The sequence below is a fragment of the Sphingomonas sp. genome (assembly GCF_024508665.1).
In the GTDB taxonomy this organism is placed as follows: domain Bacteria; phylum Pseudomonadota; class Alphaproteobacteria; order Sphingomonadales; family Sphingomonadaceae; genus Sphingomonas.
In genome coordinates this window covers 626,094-639,845 of sequence record NZ_JANINP010000007.1, presented here as the reverse complement: position 1 = coordinate 639,845, position 13,752 = coordinate 626,094, and the positions used below count along the sequence as shown (strand labels likewise).

At 64.2% G+C, this 13,752-nt stretch carries 8 protein-coding genes; 5 read left to right on the top strand and 3 right to left on the bottom strand.

Translation table 11 applies throughout. The annotated features are described in order from the left end of the window. Positions 1-101: 101 nt before the first annotated feature. The 5 genes from Q0L25_RS18210 (at position 102) to Q0L25_RS18190 (ending at position 7,851) form a co-directional block, all read left to right on the top strand. Positions 102-311, top strand: coding sequence for a hypothetical protein (locus Q0L25_RS18210; RefSeq protein ID WP_296616747.1), 210 nt, complete (start codon positions 102-104; stop codon positions 309-311). After that, entirely contained in the window at positions 308-937 is a 630-nt protein-coding gene (locus Q0L25_RS18205; RefSeq protein ID WP_296616745.1) for a hypothetical protein, read from the top strand. Before Q0L25_RS18210 ends, Q0L25_RS18205 begins: the two co-directional genes overlap by 4 nt. Positions 938-1,714: 777 nt before the next feature. Continuing rightward, complete coding sequence (locus Q0L25_RS18200) at positions 1,715-2,890, top strand: DUF6361 family protein (RefSeq protein WP_296616744.1); 1,176 nt, start codon at positions 1,715-1,717, stop codon at positions 2,888-2,890. Then, positions 2,883-4,739 carry a phospholipase D family protein gene (locus tag Q0L25_RS18195; protein WP_296616743.1) on the top strand — a complete coding sequence of 619 codons (1,857 nt, stop codon included), beginning with the start codon at positions 2,883-2,885 and terminating at the stop codon, positions 4,737-4,739. The genes Q0L25_RS18200 and Q0L25_RS18195 overlap by 8 nt, the downstream gene beginning before the upstream one ends. Continuing rightward, entirely contained in the window at positions 4,729-7,851 is a 3,123-nt protein-coding gene (locus tag Q0L25_RS18190) for a helicase-related protein (RefSeq protein WP_296616741.1), read from the top strand. The genes Q0L25_RS18195 and Q0L25_RS18190 overlap by 11 nt, the downstream gene beginning before the upstream one ends. Before the next feature lie 82 nt (positions 7,852-7,933). Here Q0L25_RS18190 and drmB read toward each other — a convergent pair whose 3' ends face one another. From drmB to Q0L25_RS18175, 3 genes are read right to left on the bottom strand one after another with little or no spacing between them, the layout of a single operon-like run. Beyond that, complete coding sequence (drmB, locus tag Q0L25_RS18185) at positions 7,934-9,808, bottom strand: DUF1998 domain-containing protein (protein WP_296616739.1); 1,875 nt, start codon at positions 9,806-9,808, stop codon at positions 7,934-7,936. Next, entirely contained in the window at positions 9,805-13,251 is a 3,447-nt protein-coding gene (gene drmA, locus Q0L25_RS18180) for a DISARM system helicase DrmA (RefSeq protein ID WP_296616737.1), read from the bottom strand. Before drmA ends, drmB begins: the two co-directional genes overlap by 4 nt. Further along, a complete protein-coding gene (locus Q0L25_RS18175) occupies positions 13,248-13,751 on the bottom strand; it encodes a hypothetical protein (protein WP_296616736.1) in 504 nt (167 codons plus the stop codon). Before Q0L25_RS18175 ends, drmA begins: the two co-directional genes overlap by 4 nt. Position 13,752: the final 1 nt, after the last annotated feature.

Genomic DNA, 13,752 nt, shown 5'->3' with positions numbered 1-13,752 from the left:
CGCACGCAAAGCATGCTCCTGAAGCGCTTTGCGTCATACTGATACAGTAGCACGCAACATCAGGCGTTGCGCGTGACGAGGAGTCGTGCGAAAGCCGTTGCATGGCGGCTTTTCGTATCTTTCTGGTCGGCGCCCAGAACGCTCCAACCGTTGAGGTTGATGCTAACGATATTGGCGAACTGAGTCGGCAGTTTCAGACCAACCGCTTCTTGGAAGGCTGTGTGGCGGATGAGGCTACCGGATACGAACCCGTGCGCGTTCTGATCCCGATTTCGCGCATCCAGATGATTGCGGAAGCTACTACGTTATGAAGCGGCGGGCGATCGCCGAGCAAGGCGGCTCTTGGGAGCTGGCCAGGTTCTCCGCCAGCGAACTTGCGACGATAGCGGGCATTCCGCTGCCGCTGCAAAGAGCGTGGCGTGCCAGAGGGCAGCTTCCCGGTGGTAGTGGCAAGCGGGCGTCGTTTGATTCGCTCGAGGTAGCTGAGATACAGGTGCGCTACTTGCTGTCACTGAATGGGATTGCGCCATCAGAGAGCGGAGAGATCGGCGCGGCCGCGGCCAGGCTGGTGCTGCTTTTCTCGCTCTTGAACCACGACGGCGCGTGTGAGGTCCGAGGCGATCAAGCTGCCCAATCGGATTTTCTGTCTGCGTTTGAGGCTAGCGAAGCAATCGCTTCCGAGATCGCCGGGTCTCCAGAGCAATTTGCATATCTCTGGCGGGGCGATGGTGGCGCGGCCTCCCTCGTTCGTGACATCGCGCAGATCGTGGAAGATGGTGGGTACGTCGCTCATTTCTTCCTCGACCTGATTGCCGCGGGAAGCCAGCTAGCCGAGCGCGCCGAGCGACCGCTCGTTTCGGTGTCATTGCCATCAGAAGGCAGCACCAAGTCTACTCGCCGATTGACACAGGGCCGACGAGCACGAACGGCGAAATAGCGGCGCGTCAGACTGCCCAGCAGCCGCAGCCGAACACGTTCCAGAAGCTGCGCGCGTCGCCGACCGGTATGCGGCTCCCGAGCGCCGGGGAATGGTCATGGTCGTGGGCTGTGCAACTCGAGGCGCAGCCGCAAGCGGCGGCGAGTGCCACTTTAGCCTGCAGTGCGCGACGACAGCTGCGGGTTACGACCGTGCCCGCTTTGCGCCGTCAACGCGGTCAATTAGCTTTGTTGCTGATGTTCCTGAAAGTGGCCGGGCGTTCATGCTCAGCCAGTAATCTGATCGAATAGGTGCTCACCGAGGTTGCGCTACTCTCGTCAGGTGCCGGCATTAAATCTCTGCCTCTCGTCCGCAGCCCGGTTCGTCCGCAGCCCAGGGTGCGTGGACGCAATCTGGACCTAGACCGCAGCCCCCTCCAAGCGAAAAAGGCTACGGTCCCGTCGCAAGGCGCCTATCGTTCGGCCGGTTAACTCACCTTCATCTCTGATCGGACTTCGACTGTTGCCCCCCCCAACAGATGACGGCGAAAAGTGGGAGTAGATGCCGCTCTTTCTCGCGACCCGGGGGGGGGGGCTCTCAAGCTCTCGGATCTTCAGCAGGCCAATTGACATCGGTCGAAGGGAATGCACGATCCGAGACCAATGCTGGCTATGTCGCCGATACTGTTTCTTCAGCGAAGTCGCAGCACAACAGACCACCGGACCGGGGGCCGGTTCGGATGCTCTACCATATGCACCGGACCATCCTCTTGGTACCAAATAAGAAAGGGGGCGTCGGGTGTCGGCAATCGCGTGGGTTGATTTCGACGAGGCGGAGCGTGAGCGAGCGCAGCGCCTCATGCAGTTGTTCACCGAGCAGGACACCCGCGACGAACTCGGGCTCGGTGCCATCCGCGACTCAATCTCAGATCACCTCTTCCCTGGCACGAGTACCATTCAAACGCGCCTGCGCTACATGCTCTTCATCCCATGGATTTTCTCCGGCCTTCACGGCCGACGCGACACGCGCGAAATCGTGGCGCAGGCACGGGTGGACCAGATAAGGCTCCGCGACGCTCTCGTCGCCGGAAAGCAGAACAATGGCGTCATTGGGGTGAACGCCGGGCCGAAGCTGAAGAGATTACCGGCGAGCGTGTACTGGTCAGGCCTGGGCAACTGGGGGATCCGGCGGTTCCCAGGCTCAATCGAGGCCTACATCGCCTCGCTACCCGCTTGGCGGAATGTGCCCGCGAAGGATCATCCGAATGACGATCATGGTGCCGGTGGTCGTGCGGTCTCAGCATGGCACTCGCGCCTGCCCGACCCTCCTACAGATCTGCTGAAAATCACAACCTTCGAACTTGAGGACCATGAAGCCGCATTCATCGTAGATCGGCTCGTCGACAGCAATCCCGATAGCCTTCTGGCGTTTTTGGCGGGCCGCGGCGATCGGGCAGATGCGGATGATGTCTGGACGCACCCGCACCTCGCGGACTTTCCAGGCCGCGTCCGCCGGCTTATTCTCCACGCGGAGATCTTCTCCGAGGCCATGCACGGCGCATCCCTCCTCTACAACTTGCTGCTCAGCGAGCTACGTAACAACGAACAATGGGTCGACCGCTACGAAGGACAACTCGATCGGTGGCGAGAAGCTTTCGATGCTGCCCGACTGCGCAACTGGTCGTTAGATGACTTCTGGGCCGAGATTCGCCACCCCGCCCACCAGATACTCGAGCCGACGAGAAGGTTTGTTACGCAGTGGGTGGACCTGCTTCGGACAAGACGAGGACTCGCGCGGGGCCGAGCGCAGGCCGACGGTGCGATCGTCACGCGAGAGCGGCGACTTAAGGGGCCCCAGTCACGATTTGCTAACCGGGCGGCGCGCGACCGATGGCAGGGTTCGTCCGGCGCGTACCGACTGCAATTCCGCTGGCCGCAGGCCCGTCGCCACCTGCAGGATCTCGCGCGTGGCTAGATCTACGCTCGATCCAGAGACGCGGCTGCTCTACGGAGAAAGCCTTCAGGCGCCGCTTGGCTATCGTTTCGACGGCGGCATCGCGACGACCTTCTCACTGGACTTTGCCACTGCCCTGGCAGTCCCCGTAAGTCTCGCGCTGTTCGCCGCAGAGAACCGCGACGAGATCCTTAGCCATCCGATTGCGCTGCTCGAGGGCACCGAGCGCATAGCCGGCAAGCTGGCGGTCTATGTGGACGCCGGGCAGATTCACGCCGAACACGGCCCGGGCAACCGACTCTCCTCGCTGCTGGAACGGGTGATTGTCGAGGTTGAAGCTCTAGGCGGAGGGAGTTTTCACCCGAAGCTCTGGGCGCTTCGTTTCCGGCCGCTTCAAGGCGAGGGACCGACCCTCATGCGGTTGCTAATCCTTTCGCGCAATCTGACCCGTGACAGATCCTGGGACGCTATCGTCCGCTTGGACGGTGAGCGCGGAAGGAGGCCCGTCGCAAGTAATCGACCACTGCGGAACCTCGTGGCCGCACTGCCGACGATGACCGTGGGCGAGGTCGACGAGCATCGTCGCATGCTGACGGCGGAAATCGCTGAGGATCTAAGTCACACCCGCTGGGAGCCGCCCGAAAACTGCGACGAGGTGACGTTTGCGGTGAACGGCATCGGGCGATCGAGGTGGACGCCGGAGCCGAGCAGGCGCATCGCCGTCGTATCGCCATTCTGCGATGGCGCGGCACTAGACCATCTTGCCAGCTTGGCCGGTGAACGGCCGATCCTGATCAGCCGGCCCGACCAACTTGTCTGCGTCGACGATGAAACGTTGGACCAGTTCGAGCGAGTTGCCGTGCTCGATGAGCTCGCAGAGAGTGAGGACGGCGAGGAGACCCGAGCCGGAGAGCAACGGGGTCTGCACGCGAAGATCTATATTCAGGAGCAAGGCTGGCGGACGCGACTGACGCTTGGTTCCGGCAACGCCACGGGCGCTGCGCTTCTCGCGGCCGGCCGGAAGCCAACCGTCAACGTGGAGGTGTTCGCAACTCTGCATGGCATGCGCTCGCGATTAGGCGGCATCGACGACATATTAGGAGTGAGTGGCTTTGGCCGTCTGACCCGCCCCTTCGAGCGTGGGGAGGTCGCGAAGCCAAAGTCGACCGACATCTCGGCCGAACGGGCGCTGCTCGACGCCCGGCGTGTCTTGGCGCGAGGCGGACTGCGCCTTCGTTGCGAGGCGGTGAACGAGGAAGGAGACGCTCGGTGGCGGATGTGGCTGGTCCCTCCAGAAGGGGGTCTGGAGGTCGGCCGCATCGGGCGCATCCGTGTCTGGCTGATCACCTTGGGAGAAGGGCATCATCGCGATGCGCTCGATGCCATTCGATCCGGCTGCGTCCTCGACTTGGGAGAGGTTGCACTCGTAGACGTCACGCGCTTCCTGGCAATCGAGATTACTGAGTCCGAGACTGGGCGAACGGAACTCTTCAGCACCGGTGTGCCGGTTGATGGCATGCCAGCCGAGCGCGACGGCGCCATCCTGAAGTGGGTTATCAACAGCCGCGAGACATTCTTGCGCTACCTCCGGCTGCTGTTGGCGGAACTAGGGGACCCGCTGGGCGCCGCGCTTGCTGCGAACGAGGGTGCCGCGGGCAAGGACTGGGGCGCTGGAGCGGACGACGAGCCTCTGTTGGAGGACCTAATCCGATCTCTCTGCGCGGACGACGGGCGGCTCGAAGCCGTCGAGCGACTTGTGGCGCGGCTGGAGGCGAGCGGCGCAACAGGCGAGCAGGGTGTGCCGGACGAATTCCTTTCGCTCTGGCAGGTGTTCAGGGCCGCCCTGAGTGGAGCGGCCGATGCACGGTGAACCGTTCAACGCGGCGCCGGCGCTCGCGCAGCTGAAGCGATTCCAGCGCAGGACCGTGGACTACGTGTTCGACCGCCTCCACGGGCCGGATCAGATCAGGCACTTCCTCGTCGCGGACGAGGTCGGGTTGGGCAAGACGATGGTGGCGCGCGGCCTCATCGCCAAGACGATTGAGAAGCTCTGGCCCGAGGCCAAGCGCATCGACATCCTCTACATTTGCTCCAATCAGGCAATCGCGGGGCAGAACCTCAATAAATTGAATGTGCTTGGGAAGCAGGCGCTCGCGCTGCCGACGCGTATCACCCTCGTGCCGCTGCAGCTGCGGGGTGATGACTCCCTCCGATCGAACAAAGTGAACTTCATCAGCCTCACGCCGAACACAACGTTCAACCTCCGCTCGACCACAGGCGTCATCGACGAGCGCGCGCTGCTGGTGCGCCTAATGGAGCCGTTTGCGCGCTTCACGCCGCTCCGGAACGCGCTGCAGGTAGGTGCCGGTAACGGCAACTGGGACTGGCATGTCCGGCAGATGTCGCTCGAGGGGATCGACCAGGTCATCGTGCGCCGCTTCCGGAAGGGAGTTCAAGATAGCGAACAGCTTCTCGAGTCTTTGAACGAGGTCTGTCGACTGTTCGCCCGCCGTCGACCAAGCTATCCGGACGCGGCCGTGGCAGCGCGAAACGCACTTGTCGGCGAACTCAGAAAGCTCCTTTCGCACGCCTGTGTGAGCGCCCTCAAGCCTGACCTCATCATACTCGACGAGTTTCAGCGCTTCCGCGCGCTGTTGCAGGGCGACGGCGACGCCGCCGAGCTTGCGCGCTCATTGTTCGAATACGGCGACGAGAGCACCGGCGCGCGGACGCTCCTGCTTTCCGCGACTCCCTACAAGATGTTGACGCTGTCGGACGACGCACCTGACGATGGCGACCATTACGCCGACTTCCTCCACACCATCGGCTTCCTCCATGGTCGCGGTAAGGCAGCGGAAGTTGCGGCCGAGCTGGATCTGGAGATGAGGCGGTTCCGCCGCTTTCTACAGCAACTGCCGGTCAGCACGCGCGCCGCCCGCCGGGCGCGAGGTGACATCGAGCGCAGGCTGCGGCGCGTGATGAGCCGCACGGAGCGCGTGGACAGCACGAGCGAGAGAGACTCGATGCTCACCGAGACAATCGTGGTGGCGGAGATAGCGCCGGCGGACCTCCATCATGCCGCAGCGGTGTCGAAGGTCGCGCGAGCCGCGGATGCGCCTGGTATCACCGAATATTGGAAATCTGCGCCCTACCTCCTAAACTTCATGCGCGACTACACGCTTAAGCGCCGGCTGAAAGAGCTCTCGGAGAAGCCCGACCCGGCTCTTCTCGACGCGCTCGCAGAGGCGGAGCGCCACTCGATCCACAGGGACGCGATCGAGGCTTACCATCGGATCGAGGCAGGCAACGGCCGGCTCCGCGCACTGATGTCGGACCTGTTCGACGCCAATCTGCACCAGCAGCTATGGATCCCGCCGGCCCTCCCTTATTATGGTCCCTCGCCGAGCGGCGTATCTGAGACCAAGGCGCTGGTGTTCTCCGAGTGGCAGATGGTGCCCGACGCGTTGGCGGCGCTGATCTCCTACGAGGCGGAGCGTCGGATGGGCGCCGCCGCAGCTGGATCTTATTCCGAGGCAACGCGCCGGCGCCCGCTTCAGTTCAAGCTCGAGCGTGGCCGGCCGGGGGCGCTCAGGACGCTCAATCTCCTCTATCCGTCACCCACGCTGGCCAGATTGGGCGACCCGCTCGCGATTTTCGCCGGCGCCGTTGAGCGTCCTTCGTTTGAGGACGCGCGCCGTTCCGTTAGGGAAAAACTGGCGGACGCGCTCAAGGGCCTGGCCTGCACTGCTGCGGAGGAGCCGAGCGGTTCACGTGACTGGGAGTGGTCCCTTCCCGCATCGGTCGACGCGGCCTTGAAAACGAAGGCGTACGGCTGGTTGGCGGACGGCGGCGCATTCGCCTGGACCGGCGGCGAGGCTGGATTCAGAGAGCATCTTGGGGAACTCCTGCGTGCGTCGGCCGCCGGCGCCCCGGTCCCGACCGAGGGCGCAGCGCTCGATCTGCTCACCGACATTGCGCTCGGAAGCCCGGCGGTATGCGCTGTCCGGGCGCTGCGCCGCATCGCCCCGGAGGTCGCCTGGGACGACCCCGTGCTGCTCGAAGCTGCAGCCCAGGTCGGTTGGGGCTTCCGCACGCTGTTCAATCAACATGAGGCCATTGCGCTGCTGAGGCAGGAGAGCGAGGAGCATTACTGGCGCTCCGTGCTCACCCATTGCGCGACCCACAACCTGCAGGCCGTGCTCGACGAATACGCGCACTACCTCCTGGAAGGAGAGGGGTTAGCCGCCGCGGCGCCCGCCGAGCGGATCGGCGGCGTGGCCAAGGCGATGGCGAACGCGCTCTCGATCCGCCCATCTCAGATCGAGCTCGACGACGTCGGTGTGGAAAACGGTCGCATCGTGTTTCGGAGCCCCATTAGGATGCGAGGCCGCTTCGCTATGCGCCTTGCCGAGCTCAAGGACGAGGAGGGCGGCGCGGTCCGGCTCGGAAGCGTCCGAGAGGCCTTTAACTCGCCGTTCCGCCCTTTCGTGCTCGCCACAACCTCGATTGGGCAGGAAGGGCTCGACTTTCATCCTTACTGCCACCGCGTGTACCACTGGAACCTGCCCAGCAACCCGGTGGATCTCGAACAACGCGAGGGGCGCGTGCACCGCTTCAAGGGGCATGCGGTGCGGCTGAACGTCGCCGCTGCCCACGCCGACGCTGTTCGCGAGGGCCGAAAGCCGCCGGCCGATCCGTGGGCCGCGATGTTCGAGGCAGCGCGGCGCGCGACCCGGAGTCGGGACGAACTCGTTCCCTATTGGATCTACGAGGGCCCGACTAAGGTCGAGCGGCGGGTGCCGATGCTTCCGTTCAGTCGCGAGGTGACACGGCTCGCCTGGCTAAAGCGGAGCCTGACCGTCTACCGCCTCGCGTTCGGGCAGCCGCGGCAGGACGACCTCCTCGCTCACTTGGTGCGCCTGTTGGGCGAGGGAGCCGACGCGACCGCCTTCGAGGGACTACAGATCCGCCTGCGCCCTTAAAAGCGGTACGAAGCGCAATGCGTGGACCCCATGGGCTGTGGCTATGACGCAGCCCGAGACCTGACCCGGGGACTCAGCGAGATCACCTCTGCTCGAACAATGCGGCGCCTTCCACCGCAATCGATGGCACGACCAACGCCCGATCCAGATAGAGATTGCGCTGCTCGCAGCTCGTCTCGGCGACCAGGAGGCAGCTATGGCACGCCGCACCCGCCAAGGCGCGCTCATCAGTCTGGCTGGGCGGGCGGTGCTCGGCGCAAATTGGATCACTTGAGCAGAGGGCGAGCTTATCCAGTGCCGCGTTGATGATCGAACTCAGGCGCGGCAATACGGCGAGCAACCCACCGAGCGTTCCTTGGCTGCCAGCCGTCGCAGTGTAGATCAGGAGACCAAAACGACCGCCACCAGCCTCATCGTAGAGCGGATAGATGCGTTCTTTCAGCGCAGTTGAGGGATAGCCGCATTCCAACGCGATTTCATTCATGAGCGCGTGGCTGAAGGCATGCATCATGTAATAGGGGCCGTTGGGAAAGCGCAGGCGGTCCGCTTGCGGCTGGTGCGCCCGCCATCCCTGATATCCCGCGGACAGATCTGCGACCCGGTGCTTGACCTCGTCACGAGCGAGCCAATCGGTAAGTGCCGCCTCGTCAAACCGCAGGAAGATCCCTTCGCCCAGCTGTTCGATTGCAGGCAGCCATTCGAGCTCACTCGCCAATGCCGCGCCTTCGACAGCCAGATACAGCTCCTCAAGGTCGCCATCGATCGACGTGGGCGCTGCCTCGAAGCGGGTGAAGCCGTAGAGACATGCCACCTCCCGCAGCCGGTGGACGGCCACGACAGAGGCAATCGGCGCCAGCCGCGGATCTTCGCCGCCCCACGCTCCGCGGGGCAGTGTCTCTGCGAACAGCTTTGAATCGGGAGTGTTGGCACCAATGACGGGGAGGTCTGAAGCCAGCAGCTCGAATTCGGCGACCTTAGGCGCCTTCTCGAGATTCTGCCGCTGCACGGCCTGGAGCTGCTGGACGCGGGCGAAGACATCGTCGTCGCTGTACCCTTCGAGGGCAGCACGAACAGCGTCGTTGAAGGATCGTGCCATCCCGATGCCGGCTGGATCGGCGGCTCGCGCCAGAATGGAGAGGTGGGCCTCAACAAGGCGCGTCAGCTCGTCCTCCGCCGACGGAAGGGAGATCACTGTCAGAACCTGCGGGAAGTAGGCGTTGGTGGCCGTTCGAGTTAGGAAGCGAAGATCTTCAGTGCACCCTTCCGGTTCTCGCCCGTCGAGCCAAGGCCGGGCGCCGCGGCACTTCCCAAAGCGCCCTGGCGCCTGGGCGTCGTGCAACGACAAGGCAGATCCGCATCCGCAAACGATGCGCGTAGATCGAGGATCGCCGGACGTGCCGCGCTCCTCCAGCCAAAGCGCCTCTGTGCACTTCTTACCCGCACCGTGGACGGCGAAGCTCCAGTCGACGTCCTGAATGTGGCCCTTTTTGCATCCGGCCACGAATCGAATGGGAGTGACCGGCGTCCTCTTGCCGTCGTCACCGGTGAAGTCGGCGCGCCCGCCCTTGGGGTTTAGGTCACGCCAACGGACAAGCCGCCGTCGCCGTGCTCCGCCGCCGACATCCGCTGCATCCCTCGTGACGAACCAGGCGGGGAAGATCTTTGCCTCGATACCAGGGGGCTCGCCAAAGGTTTGGCGCCCCCAATCGACCGGGGGCGATCGCAGAGACAGGTGGGCACCCTCTTTGAGACGACCATTCTCGCTCAAGACCTTTTCGAGAATGCTGAGCGCTCGTGGTTCCTGGATGGCCTGCCAACTCCCCCTCTCGCGCATGTGCCACAGGTCTAAGCCGCCGATGATGACGGATCGCGTCGGCAGGTCGACCATCGCGCCGGGACCAAAGGTCGTGATGAGCTGCGATTGGCGCAGGTGGACGCGCTTCGATGATGACTTCACAGGTCGGGGGCTCCGCTGATCGGGTTGCCATACGGATCGCGTGGCTTCACGAGCACGCCCGGCTCCACGTCGCGCATGCTCCAGCCCGCCTGGAACCGGTCGTGTGGCGAAAGAAGGTTGCCGATTGCGGGGTCGAGCGGAGCGTGCAGTAGCTTCTGAGCGCCGATGTCGTAGGTGAAGCTGCCGCCCGCCGCGGTCTGCTCCGCCGCGACTTCGATCCAGTCATCCAGCAGGCCTTCGATCAGAGACCGCAGGGCAGCCGTCCCGCCGACTATATCGCCCGGGGCTCTGGCAACGAGATGGTCCACGACAGCTTGCCTGGTGTCCGGGTGGCCATCTAGCGCCGCGACTGCGCCCGAAGGGGTGAGGCCTGGGTCCAGGTGCCGCGCGATCGCGACGACCACTGCAGCAAGCGCTCGGTCGAGCGCTCGCGCCGACCACGGCGTCACGCTGGTTGCCTCAACCGCGCGATAGAAGGTCGTGTGGAAATGGCAGAATTGCTCATAATGCATCCGGTCGCGAGGCTTGTGCACGTTGAGCACCGCGACGACCAAACCCGGTCGCTCATGGTCGCGTCCGACCCGGCTGGTGGCCTGGATGTACTCGGCTGCTGTCTTCGGCTGACCTTGAACCAGCATCAGGCCGAGGCGGGTAATGTCCAGCCCGACCGAGATCATGTTGGTCGCCAGGGCTACATCGACCGGCTCGCCCCCTTCATCTGAGAAGAGTGTCTCGAGTCGACGCTTGGCCGCCGCAACCTGATCGGTGGAGACGCGCGAAGTGAGCTCGATCGGCTCGCCCACCTCGCGATCTCCAAATGGCGCATCGGCTGGCTCGCTCCGGCGTCTCTCCGAGCCGTACGTCGCTACACGCGCCGCAACCTCGTCTTCAACGATTCGGCGGGCACCACCCAGCTCCCGCAGGGCGTTGAAGTAGCAGAGAGCGGTCAAATAGGGATCTGCCTTGCCGCCTTCGTCGGCGAGACCCTGCGCACCGGAGAGCACCGTCACGAGTGCCTGAAGAAAGACCAGCTTCGGTCCGCGGCCTGCGGCCGCGAGGCCCACATACCAGCGTGCAGGACTCTCGTTCTCGGGCACTGTCACGGCAAAAAAGCTATCCCGGCGGTCTATTCCGGGCGCCGGGAAGATCCGGGTCTCGCTACGATCGAACAGGGCACGAATCTGGGCATCTGCCCGGCGGACGGTGGCCGTGGACGCGACAATTTTCGGCCGCACGCGGACGCCGCTCTCGTGGCGGGTGGCAAGTCGGTCGATGGCGGCCTCGTATAGCCCCGCGACCGTTCCCAGAGGCCCGGAGATCAGGTGAAGTTCGTCCTGGATGATGAGATCGGGCGGATCCAACCTGTGACCATTGTCGAGAGGCCGGCCGACGCGCGGGCGGCTCGCGCCGTAGAACCCCGCTTCATCAACGCGATCGACATGACCGAAGAACGCGCCTGCGTCGCCACGCCACGGGAGTGAGGCGAACTTATCTATAGTCGCGATCATGAAAGCAGGCAGGCGCCGATAGATCGCTTCGTCGACCGTCACGACGGGCAGCGGCCGATCCCCGGTAAAGGCGCAATCAATGTTCGCGCAGCGGAGTTCAAGGTTCGTCGGCGCGGCCATGTTGGGAACGCACCTGAAGCTTTGCGGCTCGAATGCGTGACCGCACCAAGGGCAATTTTTGATCGGCGCGGGCGCTCGGCTGTCGCGGCCGCTCTGATACTGGCGGACGCGTGTGACGGCCGTGCCCTCACCAGTATTGCCGGTACCACCAAGCCGGTTCGGCGAGGCGTCCGAGCCCACCCATAATCCGATCTCGATCGGCCAGTCTCCAAGCAGGCGACGTCCATTTTCGGCTATGTAGCGATCGCTGGTCCGCAGCAGTTCTAGCGCGCAGATGAGGCCAGCCGCACGGCCGAGCTGGTCCAGCGTCAGAAGGCGCAGCGTGTAGCGCATGATGACCGAAACGCCCGCGCCGAGAACGCCCGGCCCGCAGAGGCGCCGGTGAGCGATGGTGAAGGCGGCTAGCCCAAGATAGGCTTCGGTCTTGCCGCCGCCGGTGGGGAAAAAGAGCAGGTCAACGATGTCGCGGTCGCGGTGGCGCCGGTCGGCTTGGCCTTCGAGGTTGAGGAGGATGAACGCGAGCTGGAATGGTCGCCACTCCGGCTTCTGTTCCTCTGGGCGACGTGCGCGGGCGGCATCTGCGATCGCCCGATTTGCGATCTCGAACGCACGTCGAGCCTTGTCGTCGCGGGCCAGCAGGTCGATCCCGGCGGCGATACGCGCGCGGGCCTCCGCTTGCCCCGCAATCAGGGTCGCGGCGGTAGCGCGACGCTGCGGCGCGTGGGCGATGTCATCTGCCTTGGCCGCCTGCTCCTGTCGCCCGCTCCACTCGGCATAAGCGTTGATGAGAGGCTGCAGGCGCGCTGCCAAAGCGGCTCCGCTGTCAGCGGCGAGATTGGCTAGGGCATCGATGCCAAGCTCAACCTCTCCAACCTCATTGGAGGCAACGGTCCGCTCGACGCTGGCGCGAGGCATTGCGGTTGTGTGGACTGTTTGGACGAGACCTTTTGCGTCCATTTTATGCCCGGTCGCGCAGCCGAGGCCCACCGCATAGGCTGCGGCATCCCGGTAGTGCAGATCGGCCAATTGATCGTCCCAATCAGAGCGGTCTATTCGTGAGAGGTCGTGCTGCGGCAGGAACCCGGACGGACAATGCAGGTCGAGGCGAACCTGGTAGGCGTAGGCAAGGTCCTGGAAGCGACGGCCCACGCGTGTGTCTCGCTTGTTCACCAAGAATACGGTGACAACCCGCACTCTCTGCGTGCTGCCATCTGGTAGCGACATCGTGAACGGCCGCGCGCGGATTCCGATCTCGAGCGCACCGACGGGGCGCGCAGTCGCGCCGCTATTGGGCACGAGCACGGTCCGGAGCCCTTCGCGTTCGCCGGGAATCGCGAGGCTGACCCGTTCGCCGCGCGGCACGCGGCGCCACTCGACGGGCTGCTTCGGATCGCTGTCGCCTTCCAGCACTTCGCGGGGCAGCGGCGGTTCAGGAACATAGTCGCCCCAACGGACCTCAGCTTCGATTTCCGTCACACCGGGGTCAAGCATGGTCGTGATGCCTATCGACGAAGGCAGGAAGCGCCGCTTCGCGACCGGCGGTTCGGGTTCCTCGTCGTCGCCCGCGGCGCCGCCGGCTCCATGTCCGGCAGGTTCGAGTTGCGTGAGTTCCTCCTCTTCCTGTTCGTCCTCCTGAGTGTGAGCGATCTCGTCGCCTGCAGGTGCGATGAAGCCTGTGAGATACCAGCGCGACGGGCTCTCGCCCGTCGGAAGCTTTTCCCTGGCGAGGTCTTCGTCGTGCGGAAAATCGCTCGGACCAACCAGATTGCGGCGGAGGCGGTGGACGAGTTCGTCTCGCACTTCGATGGAGTTCACTTCAAGATCTCCTCGACGATCAGCTCGCCCACCACCCGCCGCAGCCACTTGTTCGTATGGTTGTCCGGCAGCCCCTTGGTCGAAAGGCCTGCGTTCTGGAGGAGCTCCTCGAGTGACACCAGCTTCTCGGCTAGTCCAAGGCGCACTGCGGCACGCATGCTCGCCTTGTCAGGCCCGCAAAGGATCCAGCCAGGCTTCCGCCCGAGCGCATTGGCCCACAGATCACGCTCGCCTGGGTCGAGTGCGATACCTTGGGTGCGAACAGCGAGGTTGTTCCGCTCCTGCGGAGTAACGTCATGCACTTGGACCAGCTTCAGGCTTGCCATCAGCGTCGCTGGATCGCTGAGTTCTCGAAAGTAGGTGCCGGCTTCCCTTTCCACCTCTCGAACGGTTTCGAGCTGACCTCGGTAGGCTCCGATCAGGGCATTCCAAACGCCCAGATCGACAGCATCGCCGATCGCATTGTTGTCGAGGAGTATAGGCCCGCGGTGCTTGGCCACG